Below are 25,256 nucleotides of genomic sequence, written 5' to 3'. Positions count from 1 at the left end.
TCGTATAAAGGCAACGAAAAAATGCAAGCTCTCAGTTGTAGATGGCAATCCCTGGTGGTATTCTCCGACTGCCAGGGGTTTTCTTTATCCCTTCCGCCTAAAGGTTATGACGTTCTTGATAGCTTAAATGAACACGTATAGCGCTACGCGCTAGGCAATAGGCAATAGGCAATGGGCAATAGTATTGTTCTCCCCCAGCTCCCCCAGCTTCCCCAGCTTCCCCAGCTCCCCCAGCTTCCCCAGCTTCCCCAGCTTCCCCAGCTTCCCTTAAACCTGGCGTTTCGTCCGTTGACGGTGTGCCGCTTGGCGTAGTTTAAGGCGGTAAGGATCAGCATCTTTGCGCCAGATGACACGATGCCCTTGGAGTTGGGCGCAATTGTCGATTAGGCATTGTTGCCAGCCTTGGCGCGTACCGATAGTTTGGGTATTATCCAGTAGTCCCCAGTCTTCTTCCTGACGAGTGAGTTTGGCAAATTTTTCGTACAGGGGATAATCTGGAGTGACGAAGGTTTCTTTACGGTGTAAGACAGGGGGATTTCTGGAGGCATCGTAATGGCGATAGGTAACCTGTAAATCCTGCAAGTCAATGTTCATGCTTGTGTGTAGTTCTGGATGGGGTTCAGTGTCGAAATTGGGATAGAACAGGTAGGATATTTTAGGTTGATTAATATGAAACTTGACTAAGGTTGCCCCCTCTAGGCGACCAACAGTCCGGCTGGCGCATCCTTCGTAGAGTCGGAGTGGCGCTTCGAGGGCTTCGAGTGCCGAAACGTGGACGTAGAGGGCGCTGGGGAGAAGTTTTCCCACTGGAGAGCGCTTGCAGCAATTGGCAATTAAGCCGGGATTGCCCACACTCAAGAGGATTAAATCAGCCGCAGCACAGGCTTGTTGATAGTTACCAAAAAAGGCTCTAATATCATTTTGGACTAAGGGATCTAATTGACCAAACTTGGGGCGACCATTGAATTTAGCCAAGGCGAGATAGACGAGGAAATCATGGCGACGTTTATCTGCGATCGCATCCCATTCGTTTTGCTCAGTCACTTGTAAAATAACCTTAAAGGCACGGCGTAGGGTGCCGAATTCTTCCAGGATTTCTTCGGTATTGGCGAGTTCCAGGGGACTGGGAAGGCGTCCCCGTTCGGTGATAAATGCCATCAGAGGGGCAAGCATATCTTTGTAGTCCTCGAACCGCTTCACGCTAACGCGGATTCTGGGGGTAATGGTACGAGAACGGAAGCGGGATGCCCGGAAGCTTTCGGCTTGAGTGGAATCTCGGAATATAAAATAGATGCCCAAGTCAACGGGAATAGCATCAACCCCTAATACTTGGTCAATGTAGGCTTTGAGTTCTTCTTGTTCGTAGTATTTCTGAAACGTATTCCGGCGGGTGACAATACCATCACCATAAGCAATTTGCCCAGAACTACGGTCATCAATTAAAACTTGGGCAGAGACAATCAGCACCTTTTGGGTGAGTTCCCAGGCTTTTAGTAAGGCTTGGCGACGTTCTCCTGGCTTTTCAATCACGTTGATTACGTAGCCTAGGTTAACGATATCAGAGGGGACGAGGGAATTGCCGCCATGGTAGTAGGGGTCCCAACCTGTACAGGTATAATCTTGCCGACGCAGACGGTTGATGTCACTACCACGACCACAGCCGTAGTCAAAAAAGGAAGTATCTTTAGTCAGAATTGCACTTTCTAGGGCTAGTCGCACAGGCTTGGACAAGTTGGTGCGGACTATTGCAGCCCTGTGACGCTCGATTTCAGTACCGTCTGGGATAGGAGCAACCATAGCTGAGTCAGCGAGCTTTTTGATTAATATACTACAGAACAACCCAAAATAGGCGTTTGGTTAATGCCTGATAATCAACTAGCAATTACTGCCCAGGTGCTGAGTTATAATCCTGAAAATGACGAATGACAAATGCCACGCATCTTTGACAACATAGAAAAATCGCTATTACCGACATTACGGGATACCCTGAGAATTTCCCAACGGGCTGATTTTTGTGTCGGCTATTTTAATCTGAGAGGGTGGCGTAAAATTGATGATACGATTGAACAGTTTGGCGGTGGCGAAGGCGCTTGTTGTCGGCTGTTAATTGGGATGCAGCGCTTACCGAAAGATGATGTGCATTCGGCGTTGGCGTTGGGGTGTGAGGATAGAGGGATTGACAATAGCACGATTATTCGCTATAGAAAACAGATTGCCCAAGACTTTTGTGAACAATTAACTTGGGGCGCACCCACGAATGAGGATGAAGCGGGCTTACGCCGATTGAGTCAGCAACTTAAAGCCCAGAAACTGATTGTTAAATTATTTCTGAGATATCCGCTTCATGCCAAATTGTATCTGATTCATCGCCGGGATATTAATAATCCCACGATTGGCTTTTTGGGTAGCAGTAATCTGACGTTATCAGGGCTACAACACCAAGGCGAGTTAAATGTTGATATTTTAGATCATGATGCTTGTCAGAAGCTACAACTCTGGTTTGATCAGCGCTGGAATGACCGCTGGTGTATTGATATTTCCCAGGATTTGGCGGAAATTATTGATCAGAGTTGGGCAAGGGATAAACTGATTCCGCCTTACTATATTTATTTGAAAATTGCCTATCATTTATCTCAGGAAGCCCGGGCGGGATTATCGGAATATCAGATTCCGCGTGAGTTTCGCCATCAGTTATTTGACTTTCAAAAAGCTGCTGTACAAATTGCTGCCCGTCATTTAAATCGTCGCGGTGGCGTATTGGTGGGAGATGTTGTCGGGTTGGGAAAAACGTTAATTGCTTCGGCGTTAGCGAAGATTTTGGAGGAGGATTTTTTCTTAGAAACTCTGATTATCTGTCCCAAAAACTTGGTGACAATGTGGCAGGACTATGTTCACCGCTACGGGTTACGGGCAAAAGTTTTGTCCTTAAGTCGGGTGCAGATAGAGTTACCCAATGAACGCCGTTATCGGGTGGTATTAATTGATGAGAGTCATAATTTGCGGAACCGAGAGGGGAAACGTTATCGGGCAATTCAGGAATATATTGCCCTGAATGAGAGTCGCTGTATTCTGTTGACGGCGACGCCTTATAATAAAACTTATTTGGATTTATCCAATCAACTGCGTCTATTTGTTCCTGATGATCAAGATTTAGGGATTCGTCCGGAAAAACTGTTGAGTGAGTTGGGCGGAGAAATCGAATTTAGCCGTAAACATCAAGCCCCCGTGCGTTCATTGGCGGCGTTTGAAAAGAGTGAGTATCCGGATGATTGGCGAGAATTGATGCGGCTGTATATGGTGCGTCGAACGCGCAGTTTTATTCAGGAAAATTATACGAAAGATGATGAACAAGGAGGAAAATACCTCAAGTTTCCCGATGGGAGACGGGCATATTTTCCCCGGCGCCAACCCCAGACGATTACGTTCAGCTTGGGTGCAGAGAATGATCCCTATGGGGCGCTTTATTCAGAGGAGATGGTTAATCTACTGAATTCCCTAAATTTGCCTCGATATGGGTTGGGGAATTATGCGATATCAGAAAAGTCAGCCAAGGGGAAATCCTTAACCGCAGCGGAAGCAGTACAGCTTAAAGGGTTATCTCGCGCCGGGAAACGATTGATGGGATTTTGTCGCACCAACTTATTTAAACGCTTAGAAAGTGGTGGGGTAGCATTCCTGCAATCCATTGACCGCCATATCTTACGCAATTATATTTTCTTGCACGCGATCGCACAAGGCTTACCCCTACCCATTGGTTCCCAAGCGGCGGCGCTGCTGGATACTCGCACCAATGATGAGGATATGGATTCGGTGATGGGAATGCTGTTAGATTCTGATGAGGAGGAAGAAGTCACCGGGGAAGAGTTATTATCTCAAACCGAGATAGACTATCGCCAACGGGCGGCGCTAATTTATCATGACTATGCGACTCGGTATCAGGGGCGGTTTAAGTGGTTGCGTTCTCAGTTATTTAAGGCGTCGCTGAAAAAAGATTTACTGGCTGATGCGAAAGCCTTAATCAGTCTGCTGAATCAATGTGGGGAATGGGATGCAAATCAAGATACTAAATTGGCGGCGTTAGTTCAGCTACTCACTCAGGTTCATCCCCAAGAAAAGGTATTGATTTTTAGTCAGTTTGCGGATACGGTACATTATCTGACTAACCAACTCCAGCAACGGGGAATTGATAAGATTGCAGGGGTTACCGGGAATTCTGCTAACCCGGCTGAAATCTCGTGGCGTTTTAGTCCGGTAAGTAATGATAAATCCGTCTCCTCTGAGGAGGAATTACGGGTTTTAATTGCTACCGATGTTCTCAGTGAAGGGTTAAACCTGCAAGACTGCGCCATTATTGTCAATTATGACTTACCTTGGGCAATTATTCGCCTAATTCAACGGGCGGGACGAGTAGACCGAATTGGTCAAAATGCGGCTAAGATTCTTTGCTATTCGTTTTTACCCGCAGCGGGAGTAGAACGGATTATTCGACTCCGAGAACGGTTACATCAACGATTGCAAGAAAATGCGGAAGTGGTGGGAACCGATGAGGCGTTTTTTGAAGAGGATGGCAATGAACAGACGCTATTAGATTTGTATCACGAAAAAGCGGGAATTCTGGATGGCGATGAAGATAACGAAGTAGATTTAACGTCAGAGGCGTATCAAATTTGGCAGAATGCGACTCAGAATAATCCCACGCTGAAAAAGAAGATTGAAACCTTGGCAAATGTGGTCTATTCCACCCGTAAGCATCTCCCGACAACCCGTCAACCAGAGGGCGTATTGCTATATATGAAAACGGGTGAAGGCAATGATGCTTTAGCTTGGATCAATAAGCAGGGTAAAAGTGTTACCCAGTCTCAGTTTGAGATTCTGAGAATGGCACGCTGCGAACCGGAAACTCAGGCAATTAACCGTCATCCTTCCCATCATGATTTAGTCCAAAAGGGGGCGGAATTAATTGCAGAAGAGGAGAAAAGTACGGGGGGTCAATTGGGGCGTCCATCGGGGGCAAGATTTCGGACTTATACACGGCTGAAACGTTATGTGAAAGAGATGCCGTTATTAGCGACATCAGATTTACATAAGGCAATTGACCAAATTTACCGTTATCCCTTGCGACAGTCAGCCGTTGACCGATTGAATCGGTCATTAAAAAGTGGCATGGATGACCCGGCATTTGCTGAGTTAGTTGTGGCACTATATTTAGATGACCGTTTGTGTTTTGTTCAGGAGGAAGGGAGAACTCAAGACCCAGAAATTATTTGTTCGTTAGGATTATTTCAAGGATAAAATAGGAAATCATGATGACATCACTCACTATTCCAGAAACCCAGTTAACCCTCGCCGAGTTTTTGGCACAACCGGAAACCAAGCCAGCCAGGGAATATGTCAACGGTCAAATTCACCAAAAGCCCATGCCTCAAGGAGAACATAGTGTTTTACAAGGTAGTTTAGTCACTGCCATTAATCAAGTAGCGATACCCGAGAAGTTAGCCTATGCCTTTCCCGAATTACGCTGTACCTTCGGTGGACGTTCGATTGTTCCCGATGTATCAGTTTTTACCTGGGAGCGTATTCCACGTAAAGCCAATAACCGGATTGAGAATAAATTTAAAATTGCCCCAGATTGGACGATTGAAATTCTCTCTCCTGACCAATCCCCTAGTCGGGTGATTGATAATATCCTGTTCTGTTTAAATCATGGGACAAAGCTAGGGTGGTTTATTGAACCGGATGATGAATCGGTTATGGTATTTCAACCGAATCAGTTACCTGTTGTCAAGTATGAGGCAGATAGTTTACCCATTCTGGATAATTTAGGCGATTGGCAGCTTACGGTGGCAGATGTATTTAGTTGGTTGAACTTAGAGTAAAATTGCGTAGGGGCGCACCGACGTGCGCCCGTGTCAACTTAAGGTAGAAAACCAATGCTGGCAAGGTTTTAAACCGTGTCTATCTACTCCTCAACATTTTCCCCCTCATCCCCTAACCCCTTCTCCCACCGTGGGGAGAAGGGGAACCAGACTCTCTTACTCCCCTCTCCCCGGCGTGGGAGAGGGGCTGGGGGTGAGGGGTTTAGCTTAAGTTGACACCAATGACCGACGTGCGCCCCTACAACTTACAAACCCGTATCTTTTCCTGAGAATATGGTGCAAACAATTCAAGCTAAAGATGTCACGCTAGAACAATTAGAAACCCACTTCCAGCTTCAGCGAGTTGAGGATGAACAGTTCTTCCCAGAATGGCATGGTGATTTACCTGAACTTACCGACTGGCAAAACCAACTTTTAGAACAAGTTCGTTCGGGCTATTTCAATTTACTAAAACAACCCCCCCTACTGGAAAAACCTATCAACCTCGCCGTTGTCTCCCCGTTATTATTTATCGGACAATTTTATCTATCGCCTTGGAATTTAAGAGCCGAGAGTACTGTCCAAATCTCTGCTCAAGACGAAGAACGCGGAATTATTGTTAAAGGGAATCTTGACACCTTGATTCTCAAAGACAAACTTTGGGTGATGGTGATTGAATCCAAACAAGCTAATTTCTCTGTAGAGGCTGGATTAGCGCAAATTCTCGCCTATATGCTAGGGAACCCTAATTCAGCACAACCGAGTTTTGGCATGATTACGACTGGGGGAAGTTTTCTTTTCCTGAAAGTTGTCAAAGACACTACCCCTCTGTATGCTATGTCTGATTTGTTTGGAATTGGCAATCGCCAAAATGGTTTGGGTGATGTCCTCAAAATTTTAAAGAAACTGATTTATCTATCTAGTTCTGCTAATTTGGAATAGATAGTAGTACCTCGATAAGGGTTTAGGTGGGTGCCAGGGCGCACGTCGGTGCGCCCCTATGCCAAAATGTGTCACGTTAGTGGTTAGCGCTTCGGTGTTTAGGGCGAAGACAGCGCAACTACGAACTTATCTGATTTTTAGGAGATAGGAGTTATGCCCCTCAATTTCAAACGCACCCGTGATTTACTCTATGATTTCCAGTTTCAGGAGTTATTTATTGAAGAGTTGGGCTGGAATCAACCCTCCACGAAGAAAGCGGTATCTTTGGAGATTGAGGAGAAAAGGTATCAGTATTAACGGATTGCGGAAGCGTCTGGGGTGGTGGTGTTTGAAGTGATGGGAGAGGATGGTAGGATTCCAGAGGCAAAACATCGGGTGGCGATTCATCAAGAGTTGACCGAAAAAATTGCCGAAAATTTGTTGATTTTTGTGGACGAAGAACGCAGCCGCAGTCTGTGGTATTGGGTGAAGCGGGAGGAGTCTAAGCGTTATGTGCGGGATCATTTATATGTGAAGGGTCAACCGGGAGATTTGTTTTTAAGTAAGCTGGGTGGGTTGGTAATTGATATTTCCCATCTGGAAGATGGTGAACCGTCGGTAATTGAAGTCGCTCAACGGTTACAAAGTGCTTTTGATATTGAACGGGTTACGAAGAAGTTTTATCAGGCGTTTCAGGAACAACATCAGGAGTTTTTGGCGTTTATTCGAGGAATTGATAGGGAGGCTGACTGTCGCTGGTATACGTCAGTTATTCTGAATCGCTTAATGTTTGTTTACTTTTTGCAGAAGAAGGGGTTTATTGATAATGGCGATTTCGATTATCTGCATAATAAGTTAGCCGAGAGTAAGCAACGGGGAGAGAACCGCTTTTTTAGTGAGTTTCTCCAGGCGCTATTTTTTGAAGGCTTTGCTAAACCGGAATTTGAACGGGAACCAGAGGTGCAAGGGTTAATTGGGCGGGTAAACTATTTGAATGGGGGATTATTTCTTCAGCATCGGATTGAGCAAGAGTATCCGCATATTGATATCGCGGATGAGGCGTTTGAGCAGATTTTGGATTTGTTTTCTCGCTATTCCTGGAATCTGGATGATACGCCAGGGGGTAAGGATGATGAGATTAACCCAGATGTGTTGGGGTATATCTTTGAGAAGTATATTAACCAGAAGGCGTTTGGGGCGTATTATACCCGCCCGGAGATTACCGAGTATTTATGCGATCGCACGATTAATAAGCTTATTCTAGATCGGGTGAATGCGATTATTCTAGGGGATTCCTCCCCATCTGTCTCCAACCAGGGGGAAGGGTTTGCGGATATCAACGAACTCCTGATTAAGCTTGACTCCCCGTTGTGCGATCGCTTAATCCAGGATATCCTTCCTAATCTATCACTCCTTGACCCGGCTTGCGGTTCTGGCGCCTTCCTCGTTGCTGCCATGAAAACCCTGATTTCAGTCTACACGGCAGTTATCGGCACAATCAAGTTAAAAGGCGATCGGCGTTTGAAAGCGTGGTTAAATAAGATTGAGGCAAATCATCCCTCATTATCTTATTTTGTCAAAAAGCGGATTATTACCGATAACCTCTATGGCGTAGATATCATGGAGGAAGCGACGGAAATTGCTAAATTACGGTTATTTTTGGCACTGGTTTCTTCCGCCCAAGAGGTTGAGGAGTTAGAACCCTTACCGAATATTGATTTTAACATCATGGTGGGGAATTCGTTAATCGGATTGATTCGGGTGGATGAGGAAGGATTTGATACCGTTGGCGATTCCAAGTATAAACAGGGTAATTTACTACAATCTCTAGCCGCCAGTAATTATCGGCAGATTTTGGACGAAAAGAACAAAAACATAGCGTTATACAAAAAACACGCTTTTCAGCCAGAAGATATTGAAGAAACCTCTCAGGATTCTCGCTTACAAATGCTGCGGAATGATATTGAGAAGTTAAACCGTGATTCTTACACGAAGTTAAATCAGTTATTGCTGGATGAGTTTAGTGCGAAGTTAAAGATTAAGTACGCACAAGCGCAGTTGAAAGGGAAAGCCAAGAAGCGGCTATTGACGATTGAGGATATTGAAGCGCTGAAGCCATTTCACTGGGGTTATCACTTTGACAAGATTATTGAAGATAGAGGCGGATTTGATGCGATTATCACTAATCCACCGTGGGAAACGTTTCAACCCGATGCTAAAGAGTTTTTTGCCGAATACAGCAATACCATTTCTAAGAAAAAAATGTCTCTCAAACATTTCAAGGCTGAGGTGGAACGTCTATTGCTTGATAAAAGTATTGCCGAGGATTGGTTAAACTATCAGAGTAAATTTAGCCACCCAAGAGAATATTTCAGATTTGCTGAACAGTACCAAAATCAAGTTCCCATTATAAACGGTAAACGACACGGCAAAGACGTTAATCTGTATAAGCTATTTATAGAGCAATGTTTTAATCTCCTGCAACCTCAAGGGGAATGTGGCATTGTTGTTCCCAGTGGTATTTATACAGACTTGGGAACAAAAAAGCTCAGAGAAATGCTTTTTTTACAAACTAAAATTACTGGTTTATTTTGTTTTGAAAATCGCAAGCCAATTTTTGAAGGAGTTGATAGTCGCTTCAAGTTTGTTGTTTTGACGTTTGAGAAGAATGGCATAACTCAAAACTTCCCAGCCAAATTTATGCGTCATGACGTACAAGAGCTTGAGCGCTTTCCCGGTAATAGCAGTTTACACATTAGTGTTGATTTAGTGCGAAAACTTTCTCCAGACTCTCTTTCAGTAATGGAGTTTAAAGAAGAAATCGACTTCCATATTGCAGATAAAATGGTTAACTTTCCGTTACTGGGTGAAATAATTAAGCAAAAATGGAATTTAGAGTTACATCGCGAATTTAATATGACTGATGATGCGGATCTCTTTCAGTCCAAATCAGGGTCAAAAATGATGCCACTCTATGAAGGTAAAATTATTCATCAGTTTACCCATCAACACGCTGAAATTCGGTATTGGATTAATGAGATAGACGGTAGAACTGCATTGCTTAAGCGTGGCGAAATAGACCAAGGTCAAAAGATGGATTACCAGTCTTACCGTTTATGTTATAGAGATGTAGCACGAAATACGGATATTCGGACTCTAATTGCATCTATTATTCCGAAAAATGCCTTCACAGTAAATACTCTGGTCACAGCAAATCCTTGGGATAATTTAGAAGAAATGCTAGTTGCTGTTTCTCTGCTGAATAGCTTCGTCTGCGACTTTATCATCCGCCAAAAAGTTACAGCACATTGCAATATGTTCTACGTCTACCAACTCCCCATCCCCCGCCTCACAGAAGGCGAACCCTACTTTAACGAAATCGTCGAACGCGCCGCCAAACTCATCTGCACGACTCCAGAATTCGATGATTTAGCCCAAGAAATCGGACTCGGTTCCCATAAAAACGGCGTCACCGACGAAACCGAACGCGCCAAACTTCGCGCCGAACTTGATGGTATGATTGCCCACCTCTACAACTTAACCGAAGCCGAATTTAAACACATTCTCAGTACCTTTCCCATCGTTCCCGAAGAAACCAAACAAGCCGCCCTAGACGCCTATAAAGCCTTCACCCCCCTAACTGGTGACGCAGAAATTATTCACCTCATCAGCCAAGGCGAAAGCACCGAATTAGAATTCAAATCATCCGCCCGTTGGGATATGCGGGAAAATAAGAAAAATAAAGCAATGGAACAAGTTATCCTCAAAACTGTTGCAGCTTTCTTAAACACCCATCACGGGGGAACAGTATTAATCGGCGTCAACGATGAAGGTAATATCATTGGCTTAAGCCACGACTACCAAACCGTCCAAAAGAAAAACCGCGACGGCTATGAACTCTTTCTCACCAACGACTTGCTGCTAAAAGAACTCGGTAAAGATATCGCCCCCTACATTCATATCACTTTCCACGAAATCGAGGGTAAAGACGTTTGTCGGATTAGCTTTGACCCCTCCCCACGTCCCGTCTATGTTAAACTCAAAGACGCTAAAAGCGGTCAAACCAAAGAATGTCTGTTTATCCGCACGGGCAATTTAACTAGCCAACTCGATACGCCTAGTGAGATTCTCAATTATTGCCAAAATCGCTGGAATTCTAGCAGTAGACACATCGATTAGGACAAACGAACAGTTGTTCCAGACGCGCCATGGCGCGTCTCTACATAATGGCGCGTCTCTACATAATGGCGCGTCTCTACATAATGGCGCGTCTCTACATAATGATGTGTCTCTACATAATGGCGCGTCTCTACATAATGATGTGTCTCTACATAATGATGTGTCCTAACCGCTATGGCGGTTGCTATAATATATTATTTCCAAATCGGGTAAGGTACATGGAAAAGGGCGCAAGCCTTGCGCCCCTACAATACAATATGATCTCTATTTTCCAAACAACGAACAGTCACCGCCTTGTCTCAAATCCGCTCAAACCTTCCGGTTCTTCATACTCCACCGCCACATCTTTCACCACAGCAGCAGAAGGACCCTGATGACACCAATTAATCATTTCCTCAACTCCTGATTTATTTCCTTCAAATACCGCTTCTACTCGACCATCTGACAAATTTCGCACCCAACCAGTTACACCCCATCGATGGGCTTCACTGACGGTTGAAAAACGATAGCCAACGCCTTGAACTTGTCCAGAAATGAAAGCGTGGGCACGGATTTGTTCCTGTGATTGATTCGGCATTTTATTTTAACTTCGGTTGAATACTTACAGAAAAACAAGGCATAAGGTAAGCTATTCGGCATTTAAACCTTAATGTCAATAATGGCAAAATCATTGTATGTAGTGCGAGCATCTTGCTCGCTACTAATACCCAATTTAAATGCATAACAGCTTAGAAGACAGATTGCAGAAGAAAATCATATATAGCAATAGACATATCGATTAGGACGTTCGGCACCATTGTAGAGACGTTGCATGCAACGTCTCTACATAAATGATGTGTCCTAACAGCCATGGCGGTTGCTATAACACTTATCGGTGAGCTAGGGCGGGTTTTGTTGTTCAGTTATTTCACCAATAGCTGACTGTTTGCAGAAGTGAGCTAGGGCGGGTTTTGTTGTTCAGTGAGCTAGGGCGGGTTTTGTTGTTCAGTTATTTCACCAATAGCTGACTGTAGTTCCTAAACCCGCCCCTACAATTGTGACTAAACCCGCCCCTACAATTGTGACTAAACCCGCCCCTACAATTGTGACTAAACCCGCCCCTACAATTGTGACTAAACCCGCCCCTACAATTGTGACTAAACCCGCCCCTACAATTGACTTATGATTTATAAATTTAACATTTATCCTTTGCTTTTGTTCATCTTTGTTGTAATTCTTCCTGAAGAATTCGCTGATATATTCCTGGCAAGTATCGAGTCATCGAATTCGTTTCAATACCATAACCCAGACTTGTCCAGGTTCCCGACAATCGCCGCAATACTTGATCCACTTTACCTTGGCGCAATTCTTGGGAAATATCCATTCCCCACGCTTGCGGATCACTCAACCAAGCATAAACGACTGCATCCTGATATTGTGGCTCAAAGCTATAGTTATTCCACCAAAATAGTTGCCAAGGCTGAGGATGATAACGTCTGGCTTTGTTATACCAAGTCGTGTTAATAAACTGATATCGTCCGGCGGCGGTGGTACAATTACCCACATTAGGACCTGCGACAATCGGTACACAGCGATTAGGATGATCACTCAAATTCCAGACATGTTCTCCTCCATACAGTACCGAATAAGGTTGAGACACATTTGCCTCACTTGCGGAAATTGTTCGCATCAGCGCCCGAATATAAGGATCACCACCTCGCATGACTAACGGTTGAGTCCCCTTTTCACCTCTGGGATCATTAAAACTCCATTCCCCTCGTTGAAATTCTTCACGCAGTTCGAGGAATAGGATCATTAAAATAAGGATATTAATCCATTTAATTAGACGTTTCATAACATAAGGCTTAAAATTCCCTCCCATAGACGGTAGAGACGCTGCATGGAACGTCTCTACGGTTGGATTAGGCAACATTGGCGAATAGTTCTTGCCAACTGCGATCGCTCGCTTCTGGACGGGCAATCACTTCTACAATCTTATTACGTGCCTCGTCTTGAAAGAGCGCCTCGACGCAAACCTGTGCCACTTTCGTGCGGGGGATACTCCCATCAAACAGTGTATCTGCTGATGACATGACCACAGAATCAGGCGTATCTTCGTTTTTCAGTCCCCCAGGTCGGACAATGGTATAGGTTAAGCCGCTTTTCTGGAGATACTCCTCAGCCTGCTTTTTCCACACCAAAATTAACCAAAACAGATTTAGGGGATGTAAAAGTTGAGAGACGCAAAGTGAGGAAACCATGACAAAATGCTCAATATTTTTAGCTTTGGCAATATCGATCAGGTTCTTCGTCCCCTCATAGTCTACTTGGTAGGGTTCTAGGGGATTGAAGCTGGGTGTAGCACCTGTGGCACAAAAAACCACGGTGCTATCTCCCACAGCAGCGCTGAGACTCTCAGGCTTCAATACATCCCCAACGACTAACTCGGCTTCAGGGGGTAAAATTTCCTGCCCTTTCTCCAAGTTACGCACCAAAGCGCGAACGGGGATATTGCGTTTGACCAGTTCATTGACGATTCGGCGTCCTGTTTGACCTGTCGCTCCGGCGACCAATGCTTTCATCTAGAAATTTCCTTCAACAGTGAGAGTTGACGGCAAGATACACAAGTTATGCTGTAAAGAGCCAGTATTTTTGGATTCGATTCCTTAACATTCTCTTGTCAATTCTATAAATTATCAATGAAGTTTTACCAGATGTGCAGATTTATACCGTAAATTCGTGAAGATGAAAGAGAGAATGAGCAATCGCCAGTGGGCATCCTAGTAATAGGCACCAACCCAAACTGACACCGTGGAGCAATTATGCAGTCCCAATTCCTTAACCAGCAACCCATCACAATCGAGCCAGTGCATCTAGATACCCAATCCACTTTTACCGAGCCTGAGAGAGACGAGTCCCAATCATGCCAATTAGCGCCTGAGTTGACTCAGTTTTACGGTCACTTCCAAAATGGTGTAGAGATGTATGCCGAACCGGAACGAGTAACGGCTTATCTGGATACTCACCAAGAATGGTTTCGTGACTGTGCCCAGCCGATGAAGGCTGAACCGATTGGAGCCAATGGTTATGCTTTAGCGATTGGGCGTTTTGGGTCATTCGGCTACGAAGTTGAGCCAAAAATTGGGCTAGAACTACTTCCGCGCCAGGATGGGATCTATAAAATTCAGACGATCCCCGTCCCCGGTTACAATCCTCCTGGTTATGAGGTTGACTTTCAGGCGACTCAAGGGTTTGTGCCGATTCCAACTCACGAGTATTTTTCTGAGCAACAGCTTAAGGGACTAGAACTTCCCCCCACCATTACCCGTATCGAGTGGGAGCTTGATTTAAGCGTTGGTGTACGGTTTCCTAAGTTTATCCACAAGTTACCCCAGTCTTTGATTCAGAGTACAGGCGATCGCCTGTTGCAGCAAATCGTCCGCCAAGTGTCTCGCCGCTTGAGTCACAAAGTACAGGAAGACTTTCACAACCGGATGAATATCGCGATCCCCAAAAAATTAAAGCGACGCTGATGTGATTTGTCATTTGTCATTTGTCATTCGTCATGCGTCATTCGTACAGTCGGGGCGGGTTTAGTTACATCTGGGTGTAACCGAAAAGATAGTAGTGAAACCCGCCCCTACATAATTTCCTCCATCTCCCCCAGCTCCCAGACGTAGCATGCTACGTCTCTACATGCTTCCCCAGCTCCCCCAGCTCCCTCATCCCCTATGGGTGGCGATAAATTCCCGTAGCCGCAGCAAACTCAAGGTTTGACCCATATTTAACGGCAACATAGATACGCCTTCTAAGCGAGACTGTACCCATCCTTCACCCCAACACCATTCGTGATAGCCATCGATTCCCTGGCTCAATAGCAGTCGTAACCCGTAAGACTCAGCTACCTCTACCTGATGTTGGATAGCAACCGGACCAATCCAACTGGTAAAGATGACTCCGGGATTGAGTTGTTCTGGTAATCCAGGGGAAAGGCGCTGAGTCGGTAACCATTGGCGCAGCTTCTCTGAATGCAGCAGACTGTCTCGGATAACAGTATGGGGGGCTTCGAGTTCAATGCGGAGGTGACTTTGTTGAAAGGTTCCCAACATAATCTGTGTCCAAAAACAATAGGTCTGTTGCTCAAGAGTGTGACTCTCAATATTACACTATATTAATCCTTTTAATCGTTGTCGCCAGGGAAGGTACACTCGCGAATCCATCGCCGACTATCAACGGTGCGATCGCGTTTTATGCCAACGACCCAACCTAAAATAAAAAGGGAGTATGTAAAGAAGTGTAAGGTTGATACATGGCTGATCAGTTAATTCGCGCCACAGCAGCAGAAGGGGGTATCCGAGCCGTCGGTGTGATTACCACGCGCCTCACCGAAGAAGCCCGCCGGCGCCATCAGCTCTCCTATGTGGCAACGGCTGCCCTAGGGCGCACAATGTCATCTGGCTTATTGTTGGCGTCTAATATGAAGCGGGAAGGGTCAAGGGTGAATATTCGGGTCAAGGGAAAGGGTCCCTTGGGCGGAATTTTGGTTGATGCGGGCTTAGATGGTACGGTTAGAGGGTATGTGGATAACCCTGCTATTGAACTACCGCCCAACGAATCTGGCAAACTCGATGTTGGCGGTGCAGTTGGGCGTGACGGTTATCTTTATGTGATCCGGGATGTGGGATATGGCTATCCCTATTCCAGTACAGTAGAACTGGTGTCGGGAGAAATTGGCGATGACATTGCTCATTACCTGCTCACATCTGAACAAACCCCATCAGCACTGATTGTGGGTGTATTTGTCGGCGCTGATGGCGTAACTGCATCGGGAGGGCTATTAATCCAAATCTTACCGAAAGCAGCTAGAGACGAGTCTTTAGTGCAGATTTTAGAATCTCGCATCGCCAAGCTATCCGGATTCACACCCCTGTTGCAGGAAGGTAAAACGTTACCGGCTATCTTTGAACAGATTTTGGGTGATTTGGGCTTGGTAATTCTGCCCGAAATCCAAATGGTACGGTTTGACTGCGGTTGCTCGTTTGATCGCGTTTTAGGAGCGCTGAAGATGCTAGGTGAAGCCGAACTTCGGGATATGATTGAAAAAGACGAAGGCGCTGAAGCAACTTGCCACTTCTGTGGGGAAGTTTACCAAGCGAGTGGCGATGAACTGGCTCAACTGATTCAGGATTTAAAAGCTGAGTCCGTTTAATCGAGATTGAGTTAGGGGAATTGGGAATGGGAAAGGTGAGAGTGGATTGGCTCTAGTCTGCCTTTATAGAATGAACACCAATTTGGGTAGTTTTCTCCCTGGGAGGTATGGCGTTAGTGATTAGATATAAGAGCAATCATTCTCATCTTAACGGCAATTGTCCTAGCTCCCATTCCCGATCAAGTCTCAGGGAGAATATAGCGTTTTCTGTCTAACGAGAGTAGTATTGCAACAACTGAGGGTGCTATAAAACCCACAGCATTAGGCTTAGCGAGTGGTGGAGTGAGTTATGACTAAAAATCGAAAAATGCCCGATCATTGGTATGCTACTCGGTCTTCCCAACCCAGTTGGAGCCAGGATTGGCAACACCAGAGGAATGCTGTTGATCCTCATCGGGTCGGACATTCAACCTCTCATCGTCAAGCCACTCCCCAACCAGTGACGACGAAGCCAGCCCCACCCTCTCCTCAACAGCCGAAAGAACCAAAACGACGCTTTACATTCGGTTGGGCATTTTGGGTAGTGGTGATTATGGTGGTTTCAGGGGGGATGGGATTTGCCTCTGTTGCCCTTTTGCTGAAGCTACCAGCCGTGCCAAATTGTCCCTCAATTTTTTGGCCCACGGCTTCGGCATCGGTACGTATCTATTGCGCCCAGCTTGCGGCAAATAAACGCACTACCAAGGATTTGTTAGAAGCGATCGCACTCATCGATGCTTTACCGAAAGACCACCCCTTGCGCCCGGAAATTAATCGCCATATCGAAGAGTGGTCAGTCGAGATTTTAGCCATTGGCGAAGAAAAGTTTCAAGCCGGTCAGCTAGAGGAAGCGATTGAGATTGCCAACCGGATTCCTAGAGATGTTCCGGCGTTTACGCTAGTCAAAGAACAAATTAAGGCATGGGAAACGCTGTGGAAAAAGGCTTCAGGGATTTATGAACAAGCCGAGGAACAGCTGAGACAGTCTAATTGGACATTAGCATTTCGCGAAGCGGTCAAGCTGACAACGATAGATAATCAGTATTGGGCAGCTGTCAAGTACAACGAACTCGTGGATCTGATTCAAATTGGACGAGACGATAGTCAGAAGCTGGATGAAGCTTATAAGCTCAGTAAAAGTGGTCGAGTCGATGATATTTTAAAGGCGATTGAAGCTGCCGAGAAAATCACGCCCAAGAGTTTTGCCTACAAAGAAGCTCAAGATTTAATTGCTGAGAGTGGGAATAAATTACTCAAACTAGCGACAAGCCGCTTAGAACAACGGAACTGGCAAGGGGTGTTAGATATTGCCAATAAGTTACCCGCTAGCGTGAAATTACCAGACGTTAAGGCAGATTTGATTGACTTAGCCAATGCCATATCCCTGGCTGAATCGGGAAGCATTGGGGATTTGGAAATCGCGATCGCCTCGGCGCAGAAATTGGGTACTGATCGTCCTCTATATGATGAAGGTCAGGAATTAATTGATCGATGGCAACGGGAAATTGAGGACGTGGCTCGACTGGAACGGGCGCGGACGTTTGCCAGTTCGGGGCTAGCGAGTGATTTGCAGATCGCGATCGCAGAAGCCAAACTGATTCCCAACCGTAATCCCCGCTACCAGGAAGCGAGGGCGGAGATTAGCCAATGGACTCGTCAGATCCAAACCATAGAAGATCAGCCCTATCTCGATCGCGCCACCCAACTTGCCAGCTTTGGCGGAGTCCAATCCTTACGAGAAGCCATCCAAGAAGCCCGTCGGATTGCCCCCAATCGCGCTCTTTACTCAGAAGCACAGAGTAAGATCAAAGACTGGACGCGCACGGTTCAACGCCTAGAAGACCAACCCTATCTTGATCAAGCTCGTACCCTTGCCAATTCCGGCAATCTTTCGGCTGCGATCGCGGCGGCGGAACAAATCAAATCCGGACGGGTACTCTATGGGGAAGCGCAAAGCCTCGTTAAGGGCTGGAAAACAGAAGTTTTGGGACAACAGCGCTTACAACAAGCCTATCAAGCTGCCACTCCCGGTACCCCCGACGCCATTGTGGAGGCAATTCGTTTAGCCAGACAAGTTCCCAGTTCCGCCAAAGTTAGAGGTGATGCAGTCTCGGCGGTTAATCGCTGGAGTTATCAACTGTTGGCTCTAGCTCAAGATCGAGCCGCTCTTAGCTTAACTGAAGCGATTCGACTGGCTAAAATGATTCCTTCGGGAACCGAAGCCTACAATGCGGCTCAAGTGCAAATTCAAGGGTGGCAAAAGATTTTAGAACCGCCTCCTCCGCTTGTGGTGGTTCCTTCAGGTACAGATGCTCAACCTCCACTCGAACCACCAGAACATGAATTGCCTCTGGATAATAATTAAGCGGTTTAATATTCTGGGCGCAAGAAAGCATGAAAAAACCAAGAAAGAGTTAGAGCAAGAAATTGCGGGGCTTCCGAACTAGGTAAATTCCGACTTATTCAGCAGATCCTAAGTAGGTGGACACAATTAAAGTGAACGGTGGAGAACTCGCTCCCTTGAGAAGCAAGCTACGTCCTTTGTAAGGGTTTGAGGACTATTTACAAAACTTGTCGGAGCGTGCTGTTTTCTTTTGTCCAACTACTTAGAATATTAATTAGAGGTAGATAAAAATACTGATATTGGGGGTGGGTGCAATGGGACAAATGCCTCAAACCAAATCGGGTAGGGAATGGCAGAGTCTAGGGCGTTGGCGTGCGATCGCGTCTTGTTCTCTGGTAGGGGCAATCCTTGGCACTGGGGTTATTTTATCCCCAGCCTCCCTGAATGCACAACCGATTACTCCGGCGGCTGATGAGACGGGGACGGTGGTGACGTCGAATGGGACTCAACTGGATATTACGGGGGGTCGTTTGTCAAGGGATGAAGCGAATTTATTTCATAGTTTTGAGCAGTTTGGATTAGATTCGGGTCAAATTGCTAACTTTTTATCGAATCCTGAGATTAGGAATATTTTCGGGCGGGTAGTTGGCGGTGATGCTTCAATTATTAACGGGTTGATTCAGGTAACGGGAGGTAATTCTAATTTATTTCTGATGAATCCGGCGGGGATTGTATTTGGCGAAAATGCGTGGTTGAATGTCCCAGCAGATTTTACAGCAACGACAGCCACAGGGATTGGCTTTGGTGAGGGGAATTGGTTTAATGCCTTTGGTGGGAATGAGTATCAGGATTTAGTCGGAAATCCCAATAGTTTTGCCTTTGATTTAGCGCAACCGGGAAGTGTGATTAATGCGGGGAATTTGGCGGTAACTGAGGGGCATAATTTAACGCTACTGGGGGGTACTGTTATCAGCACCGGGGAATTGGCTGCACCGGGAGGAAATCTGACAGTTGCGGCGGTTCCGGGGGAAAGTTTGGTCAGGATTAGTCAACCGGGACAATTATTGAGTTTGGAAATAGCACCGCCACGGGATAGTGAGGGGATGTTGCTTCCGGTTGCGCCATTGGATTTGGCAACCTTGCTGACGGGAAGTGGTGAAACAGGGGAGACAGGGTTAACAGTTTCAGAGGAAACAGTACAGGTAACCGATACAGAATTCAGCATCGGAAATGGAGACGCGATCGCCAACAGTATAACAGCCCAAAGCGCAACATTATCGGCGTCTAACAATTTAATGTTAGTCCCCGTAGGGGCGCACCGACGTGCGCCCTCTTTGGTAACAACAGGAGATTTAAATCTTTTAGCGGGAAATACGCTGTTTGCGCGGGATAGTGTGGCGCATCCGTTTATCGCCCAAGCTGGCGGAAATTTGTATATTCAGGGGAATTAAGGGATTGACATTTGGGCGCTGAATCATCAAGAGACGCCGTTTGTCAGTGGCGGAAATCTCAGTTTAATCAGTAATGGAACTATTTCGGGAGATGCTCATTTTGCTAGTGGTGGAAGTCTGGCGATGCTGAATTTATCAGGGGAACCAGGTAATTTTCTCAGTTTGAATGACCCGATTATTAGTGCTAATGGGGATGTTGTGTTTGGGGATTATGAGGGAGCAGCACTAAAAGTTGAAGCGACAGGCAGCATCACAGTTAATGGAGATATATCCATTGACTTTCCAGATAATTCTCCATCTCTTCCTGATGGGCAACCTGGCTCAGATTTAGACCTTCTAAAAAATCAAAGGGCATTGATCCTACGGGCAGGTTTACCCTCTTTGGAGAATCCAGAAAATGTACCTCAATTTAATGTACCAACATCGGGAACGGATTTTACATCTCCTGGCAGTTCTTCTCCGCTGGGAAATATCACTATTACAGGAACAATTAATACGAGCAGCACAAATCTTGATGGTGGTCCAATAATATTGTTTGCTTCCGGTGAAATTTCAGCAGGACAAATTAATGCAACATCCAGCCTAAACCCTGGGATAGGTAATGGAGGTAACATCGAGATTACAGCAGGTGGCAATATTACGATTGAAAACGGATTTGAAACTTTTTCAGACTCTGGAAACGCTGGTAGCCTCACTTTTGAATCCAAAACAGGTGACATCAGAATTAATTGCCTTTCGGGTGCAGCAAATTGTATAGCGATTTCGGCTTACCGGAACGGTGGCAATATCGATTTCAACAGTCCACAGGGAATGATTGAAATTAATGGTCGAATCGATGCTTCAACTGATAATGTTCCAAGTAATGAGGCGAGGAATGGTGGTAACGTTACTCTTACTGCTAGAAATGATATTATAGCTGGTGTGCTAATGTCTATAATAAATGATGGTAATGGTGATGCTGGCAATATTACCATTAATAGTACACAAGGCTCTATCAGTGTTGATAATATTTTTGTAAATTCACTAAGCGGTAATGGTGGTACAGTGAAACTTACCGCTCCAGGCGATATTTTCACGGCTGCTATTGTATCCGGTTCTGAATCAGGTACAGGAGGAAAAATTATCCTTGAAAGCGATGGAATAGTTGACACTACAGCAGGGGACTTAGACTCTAGCACAAATAACGGGAATGGAGGCACGATAAAACTCGATGCTCCCGGCGATATTAAAACGGCTGGTATTAATACGTCTGGTAGTGCCAATGGGGGAGATATCATACTTACCAGCGGTGGTGCCATTGATACCGCAGCAGGTATTTTAAATGCCGCAGGTGGTGAAAATGGAGGTAATATAACCCTGTTTGCACCTCGCGATATTTCCACAGGTGAAATTACCTCATTCTTGAGTGGTTTTAGTGGCAATAGTGGCAACATCAGTATTACTAGCGAAAATGGCAATATCGATACCAGCCAAGGCGCACTCATTACCTCCTCAGGTTTGGGAACAGGTGGTAATATTACCCTTAACGCCGCCAATAGCATTACCTCTGATCAAATTGATGCTATTTCTCAAACAAACCAAGGTGGAGAAATCCAACTCACCGCACCGAACACAATTACTCTCAGTGGCGATATCACCACCAATCAAAATAGCCTAATCTTCAACGGTTCAGTTATCCTCGCTGACGATATTTCTATCACCCTATTCGGTACTGGTGATATTACCTTCCACGACACCATTGATGGAACTAAAAACCTGACTCTCGAAACGGAAAACGGTATTATTGAATTTAACGATATTATCGGTGGCTCAACCCCTCTCAACAATTTAATTGTTCAAGGCAATATTAGTGATAACCCAATCGGGGTCAATATCACAGCTATCAATAACATTATTACCGATAATCTCACCTCACCCACAGGCATTTCCTTTACCAGTACCCGTGGACAAATCAAAACCGGAGATTTAACCTCACCCGCAGGTATTTCCCTTACCAGCAATAGCGGACAAATTGAAACAGGTATTCTTGATTCCTCTAACCTTAATGATGGCGGTGATATTACCCTCAACGCCCGTGGCAATATAAAAGTCAGCCAAATTAACGCCCAAAGTCTGGGGAATGGTAGAGGCGGAGATGTCGATATTACCACCCCCAGTTATTTCCAAGCCACCGACTCCTTCATCGACCAAAATAACATCAACGCCAGTATTTCTGTCGCTGGGGGTGACAACGGTGGAACCATTATTATTCGCCACGGCGGAGACGGTGATATTCCCTTTATTGTCGGTAATCCTGATATCAATGGCACAGCAGCCGCGATTACCAGAGGCGATGACGCGGGGATACAGACAATTGAACCCACTAGAGACTATTTCTTCACCCACAAACGAGATAGGAATCGGATTCAAATTATATCGATTCTGGGCGCTATACCTCTACCGCCAACGCCCATTCCTGTGCCAGAACCAACACCCAAGCTAAACTTAGATCAAAATCCCATCGAGTCGTTAGCCTTTCGGGTTGGGGATACGTTAGACGCCGCTACTACGATTAACCAAGACCCAGAAACCGGAAACTACAATATTAGCTGGGAATTTCCGGGCGAACAACCTATTAATCTAAACGTTAACAATCCTCCTACGCCACTCGACGCCACGCCCCAAGATGATGTTGTCGCGGAAATTGACCAACTCTTTGAAGATGAATTTGAAGACTACTTTGGCGAAGACTTAACTAATGCCAACGTCACCGCCGAAAGCTTACGAGAAACCCTGAAAACCATCGAACAGCAAACCGGGAAACGTGCCGTTGTCATCTATGCCCGTAATCTCAAGGAAGGAAAAGGATTGGAATTGGTATTAGTTTTACCGGAAGACAATTATATCCGTAAACTGGTTCCCGCCTCTACTATTACCACCCTGAAAAGTACAGTCAGCGAATTTCAGGAGATGGTTACCGATATTACCGAATCCCGTGGCTACCTCCCCGCCGCCCAACAGCTTTATCAATGGTTAATCGCCCCCCTAGAATCTGACTTAGACGCCTTAGATATTGATACGCTTATCTTCTGTATGGATGGCGGATTACGTCAACTTCCTATGGCGGCGTTACACGATGGCAAGCAATTTCTGATTGAACACTATAGCATTGGTTCCATTCCCAGTTTTAGCCTCACCAACACCCGTTATCAACCCGTTAAAGATGCCCAAATTCTCGCCATGGGCGCGACTGAATTTGCGGATTTAGGGGCATTACCCACAGTCGCCACCGAATTAAAGATTATCACCCAAACCCTGTGGACAGGAGAATCCTTCCTCAACGAAGAATTTACCCTTAGTAATCTGAAAACCGAGAGTCGCCGCCAACCTTTTGAGATTATCCATCTCGCCACCCATGCTAAATTTAATGATGGTAATCCGAGTAATTCCTATATTCAATTGTGGGATACAAAACTGAGACTCAATCAAGTGCGCCAACTCGAATGGTATTTACCGCCGCCTATCGAATTATTAGTCCTCTCAGCCTGTCAAACCGCCCTGGGAAATATTGAGGCTGAATTAGGATTTGCCGGGTTAGCGGTACAAACTGGCGTCAAGTCGGCGGTAGCCAGTCTGTGGTATGTAGGCGATGAAGCGACGCTGAGTTTAATGAGTGGATTCTATAATCAATTACGCCTACCGGATATCACGATTAAAGCGGAAGCCTTGCGTCAAGCGCAACTGGCGATGTTACGGGAACAGGTATATTTTGAAGGAGGGAAATTAACCGGAATTGAAGGGTTAGAGGTTGAACTTCCTGGATTGGGAAGTCGGGCAAATCAACGGTTATCCCATCCTTATTATTGGGCAGGATTTACGATTATTGGGAGTCCGTGGTAGATGGATGATGAGATAATATCTAACTGTAGGGGCGCGTTTAGGGACAATTGTAGGGGCGGGTTTAGGGAATCAATTCAGCTAGTCACCACTAACGAAACAACAAAACCCGCCCTCCCCACTCATCCCCTAACCCCTTCTCCCATCAAGGGAGAAGGGGAACAATTTCATAATTATTCAGCCTGGTTAACAAACAGATAAACAATTAAATAATATCAAATCGTAGGGGCGTGTTTAGGGACAATTGTAGGGGCGCGTTTAGGGAATCAATTCAGCTAGTCACCAATAACGAAACAACAAAACCCGCCCTCCCCACTCATCCCCTAACCCCTTCTCCCATCAAGGGAGAAGGGGAACAATTTCATAATTATTCAGCCTGGTTAACAAACAGATAAACAATTAAATAATATCAAATCGTAGGGGCGTGTTTAGGGACAATTGTAGGGGCGGGTTTAGGAAATCAATTCAGCTAGTCACCACTAACGAAACAACAAAACCCGCCCTCCCCACCAATAACCTGTGAACAAAACCCCCCTCTCCCAACCCTTGAGCATGAATAGTATCCAAAGGATTGGTGGGTTACGGCGGATAGAGGATTAAACGGTTATTGGCAGAATTTAATACCGCCTAACCCACCCTACAATTAAACAAAGCACAAAGGACAAATGACAAATGACAAATTAATCTATCGCTTCAACGTCACCCGCGATCGCATCTCGTGGTAAATCCTCTAAACCCATTGATTTTAATAGGGTTTCCCAGGTTGAGGGGAGACGACGAAGCGGGGAGATATCCTGGGGCAGATCATACCAAAGATTATGTTCAATTAATAGATCAATCTGCTGGGATAAAGCCGCTTGTTGTATCTGTGTCTCTAAGTCTTGGTTATCCAGCCGTTTTACCCATCCCTGATGCCAAACGCGATCGCGCATGGATGATCCGGAAGAGGTACAATAGAGCATGAGTTTCCAGGTGTAGCGTTGATTTGGGGCTAAGGGGGGCGCGGTTTTGGGTAGACTAATCTGAATTAAACCGGGAGTTTGGGGTAGAGAAAATTCCTGTCGGTAGATGGTATTTTGCTGTTCGTCTTCTATGGTAAATTTACCAGACTCTAGGCTACTTGTTTGATAGGGAATGTAGAACCAAAGCGTAGGATATCCGCTAAGAGTGTAGCCGGAAAATTCCCCATTCGTCAGGGGTAATAAGGGGGTAAAGGGTTGATCGGTTTTCTCACAGGAACCTCGAGTTCCACCGGGCTTTCGTTCTTCGGCGGGTTGGCTGTCTGGTGGGGTTGGTGGATCATTGGTGGCGGGTGGGGTTTGATTGATTGGGGTGGAGGTGATCAGAATTAAGGAAAGAATGAGTGGAAGGTTTGGGGAAATCATTGTTTTTTTCTCCGGGTTTGAGGTTGGGTGGTTGGGTGTTTTTTTAACGCAGAGGGGCGCAGAGGTAACGCAGAGGCG

18 protein-coding genes are annotated in these 25,256 nt (G+C 45.6%); 12 read left to right on the top strand and 6 right to left on the bottom strand.

The features are described from left to right. Nucleotides 1–267: 267 nt before the first annotated feature. On the bottom strand, nt 268–1,797 hold the full coding sequence (locus MC7420_RS24315; protein ID WP_006103765.1) for a DNA phosphorothioation-associated putative methyltransferase: 1,530 nt from the start codon (nt 1,795–1,797) through the stop codon (nt 268–270). Between the two features lie 132 nt (nt 1,798–1,929). On the opposite strand from MC7420_RS24315, the gene MC7420_RS24310 reads away from it, so the two are divergent. The 6 genes from MC7420_RS24310 (at nt 1,930) to MC7420_RS40330 (ending at nt 11,124) form a co-directional block, all read left to right on the top strand. Next, on the top strand, nt 1,930–5,292 hold the full coding sequence (locus MC7420_RS24310) for a helicase-related protein (RefSeq protein ID WP_006103829.1): 3,363 nt from the start codon (nt 1,930–1,932) through the stop codon (nt 5,290–5,292). A 14-nt stretch (nt 5,293–5,306) separates the two neighbouring features. Then, on the top strand, nt 5,307–5,876 hold the full coding sequence (locus MC7420_RS24305) for a Uma2 family endonuclease (RefSeq protein WP_044209474.1): 570 nt from the start codon (nt 5,307–5,309) through the stop codon (nt 5,874–5,876). Nucleotides 5,877–6,149: 273 nt separating this feature from the next. After that, a complete protein-coding gene (locus MC7420_RS24300; RefSeq protein WP_044209472.1) occupies nt 6,150–6,797 on the top strand; it encodes a restriction endonuclease subunit R in 648 nt (215 codons plus the stop codon). 153 nt (nt 6,798–6,950) lie between these two features. Then, nucleotides 6,951–7,094 (top strand): hypothetical protein, encoded by a 144-nt coding sequence (locus MC7420_RS41800; protein ID WP_006103850.1) that lies wholly within the window; start codon nt 6,951–6,953, stop codon nt 7,092–7,094. Nucleotides 7,095–7,115: 21 nt separating this feature from the next. Further along, complete coding sequence (locus tag MC7420_RS24295; protein ID WP_006103886.1) at nt 7,116–10,955, top strand: Eco57I restriction-modification methylase domain-containing protein; 3,840 nt, start codon at nt 7,116–7,118, stop codon at nt 10,953–10,955. 13 nt (nt 10,956–10,968) lie between these two features. Next, complete coding sequence (locus MC7420_RS40330) at nt 10,969–11,124, top strand: hypothetical protein (RefSeq protein ID WP_006103771.1); 156 nt, start codon at nt 10,969–10,971, stop codon at nt 11,122–11,124. A gap of 117 nt (nt 11,125–11,241) precedes the next feature. Here the strand turns inward: MC7420_RS40330 and MC7420_RS24290 are convergent, their stop codons facing one another. From MC7420_RS24290 to MC7420_RS24280, 3 genes are all read right to left on the bottom strand, one after another. Further along, nucleotides 11,242–11,532, bottom strand: coding sequence for an acylphosphatase (locus tag MC7420_RS24290; protein ID WP_006103884.1), 291 nt, complete (start codon nt 11,530–11,532; stop codon nt 11,242–11,244). A 621-nt stretch (nt 11,533–12,153) separates the two neighbouring features. Further along, nucleotides 12,154–12,789 (bottom strand): glycoside hydrolase family 24 protein, encoded by a 636-nt coding sequence (locus tag MC7420_RS24285; RefSeq protein ID WP_006103777.1) that lies wholly within the window; start codon nt 12,787–12,789, stop codon nt 12,154–12,156. Nucleotides 12,790–12,856: 67 nt separating this feature from the next. Beyond that, nucleotides 12,857–13,516, bottom strand: a complete 660-nt coding sequence (locus MC7420_RS24280; RefSeq protein ID WP_006103868.1) for an SDR family oxidoreductase — start codon at nt 13,514–13,516, stop codon at nt 12,857–12,859. A gap of 240 nt (nt 13,517–13,756) precedes the next feature. Between MC7420_RS24280 and MC7420_RS24275 the strand changes: the two genes are divergently transcribed. Next, nucleotides 13,757–14,467 carry a DUF1997 domain-containing protein gene (locus tag MC7420_RS24275; RefSeq protein WP_006103784.1) on the top strand — a complete coding sequence of 237 codons (711 nt, stop codon included), beginning with the start codon at nt 13,757–13,759 and terminating at the stop codon, nt 14,465–14,467. Between the two features lie 189 nt (nt 14,468–14,656). On the opposite strand, the gene MC7420_RS24270 is transcribed toward MC7420_RS24275, so the two are convergent. Beyond that, nucleotides 14,657–15,043, bottom strand: a complete 387-nt coding sequence (locus MC7420_RS24270) for a hypothetical protein (protein ID WP_006103847.1) — start codon at nt 15,041–15,043, stop codon at nt 14,657–14,659. 5 nt (nt 15,044–15,048) lie between these two features. Here MC7420_RS24270 and MC7420_RS40325 point away from each other — a divergent pair, with 5 nt between their 5' ends. The 5 genes from MC7420_RS40325 (at nt 15,049) to MC7420_RS35650 (ending at nt 23,796) form a co-directional block, all read left to right on the top strand. Further along, nucleotides 15,049–15,204: a hypothetical protein gene (locus MC7420_RS40325; RefSeq protein ID WP_006103852.1), complete on the top strand. Its 156-nt coding sequence runs from the start codon at nt 15,049–15,051 to the stop codon at nt 15,202–15,204. A 39-nt stretch (nt 15,205–15,243) separates the two neighbouring features. Beyond that, nucleotides 15,244–16,143 (top strand): Hsp33 family molecular chaperone HslO, encoded by a 900-nt coding sequence (gene hslO / locus MC7420_RS24265; protein ID WP_006103782.1) that lies wholly within the window; start codon nt 15,244–15,246, stop codon nt 16,141–16,143. A 289-nt stretch (nt 16,144–16,432) separates the two neighbouring features. Beyond that, nucleotides 16,433–18,487 carry a hypothetical protein gene (locus tag MC7420_RS24260; protein ID WP_006103729.1) on the top strand — a complete coding sequence of 685 codons (2,055 nt, stop codon included), beginning with the start codon at nt 16,433–16,435 and terminating at the stop codon, nt 18,485–18,487. Nucleotides 18,488–18,789: 302 nt separating this feature from the next. Then, entirely contained in the window at nt 18,790–19,917 is a 1,128-nt protein-coding gene (locus tag MC7420_RS24255; protein ID WP_083799158.1) for a filamentous hemagglutinin N-terminal domain-containing protein, read from the top strand. Nucleotides 19,918–20,040: 123 nt separating this feature from the next. Beyond that, on the top strand, nt 20,041–23,796 hold the full coding sequence (locus MC7420_RS35650; RefSeq protein ID WP_052307548.1) for a CHAT domain-containing protein: 3,756 nt from the start codon (nt 20,041–20,043) through the stop codon (nt 23,794–23,796). 677 nt (nt 23,797–24,473) lie between these two features. Here MC7420_RS35650 and MC7420_RS35645 read toward each other — a convergent pair. Continuing rightward, complete coding sequence (locus MC7420_RS35645) at nt 24,474–25,178, bottom strand: DUF928 domain-containing protein (RefSeq protein WP_006103880.1); 705 nt, start codon at nt 25,176–25,178, stop codon at nt 24,474–24,476. Nucleotides 25,179–25,256 lie beyond the last annotated feature (78 nt).

The sequence above is a fragment of the Coleofasciculus chthonoplastes PCC 7420 genome, assembly GCF_000155555.1.
Classification (GTDB): Bacteria; Cyanobacteriota; Cyanobacteriia; order Cyanobacteriales; family Coleofasciculaceae; genus Coleofasciculus; species Coleofasciculus chthonoplastes_A.
Note: the sequence above shows the minus strand (reverse complement) of the source record. Positions and strands in the feature narration are given on the sequence as shown.

Excerpts from the sequence above, each read along its gene's own strand:
- MC7420_RS24300 (WP_044209472.1), top strand. The coding sequence starts at position 6,150 with ATGGTGCAAACAATTCAAGCTAAAGATGTCACGCTAGAACAATTAGAA.
- MC7420_RS24255 (WP_083799158.1), top strand. The coding sequence starts at position 18,790 with ATGCCTCAAACCAAATCGGGTAGGGAATGGCAGAGTCTAGGGCGTTGG.
- MC7420_RS35645 (WP_006103880.1), bottom strand. The coding sequence starts at position 25,178 with ATGATTTCCCCAAACCTTCCACTCATTCTTTCCTTAATTCTGATCACC.
- MC7420_RS24270 (WP_006103847.1), bottom strand. The coding sequence starts at position 15,043 with ATGTTGGGAACCTTTCAACAAAGTCACCTCCGCATTGAACTCGAAGCC.
- MC7420_RS24285 (WP_006103777.1), bottom strand. The coding sequence starts at position 12,789 with ATGAAACGTCTAATTAAATGGATTAATATCCTTATTTTAATGATCCTA.
- MC7420_RS24290 (WP_006103884.1), bottom strand. The coding sequence starts at position 11,532 with ATGCCGAATCAATCACAGGAACAAATCCGTGCCCACGCTTTCATTTCT.
- hslO (WP_006103782.1), top strand. The coding sequence starts at position 15,244 with ATGGCTGATCAGTTAATTCGCGCCACAGCAGCAGAAGGGGGTATCCGA.
- MC7420_RS24310 (WP_006103829.1), top strand. The coding sequence starts at position 1,930 with ATGCCACGCATCTTTGACAACATAGAAAAATCGCTATTACCGACATTA.
- MC7420_RS24275 (WP_006103784.1), top strand. The coding sequence starts at position 13,757 with ATGCAGTCCCAATTCCTTAACCAGCAACCCATCACAATCGAGCCAGTG.
- MC7420_RS24315 (WP_006103765.1), bottom strand. The coding sequence starts at position 1,797 with ATGGTTGCTCCTATCCCAGACGGTACTGAAATCGAGCGTCACAGGGCT.
- MC7420_RS24305 (WP_044209474.1), top strand. The coding sequence starts at position 5,307 with ATGACATCACTCACTATTCCAGAAACCCAGTTAACCCTCGCCGAGTTT.
- MC7420_RS24260 (WP_006103729.1), top strand. The coding sequence starts at position 16,433 with ATGACTAAAAATCGAAAAATGCCCGATCATTGGTATGCTACTCGGTCT.
- MC7420_RS41800 (WP_006103850.1), top strand. The coding sequence starts at position 6,951 with ATGCCCCTCAATTTCAAACGCACCCGTGATTTACTCTATGATTTCCAG.
- MC7420_RS24280 (WP_006103868.1), bottom strand. The coding sequence starts at position 13,516 with ATGAAAGCATTGGTCGCCGGAGCGACAGGTCAAACAGGACGCCGAATC.
- MC7420_RS35650 (WP_052307548.1), top strand. The coding sequence starts at position 20,041 with ATGCTGAATTTATCAGGGGAACCAGGTAATTTTCTCAGTTTGAATGAC.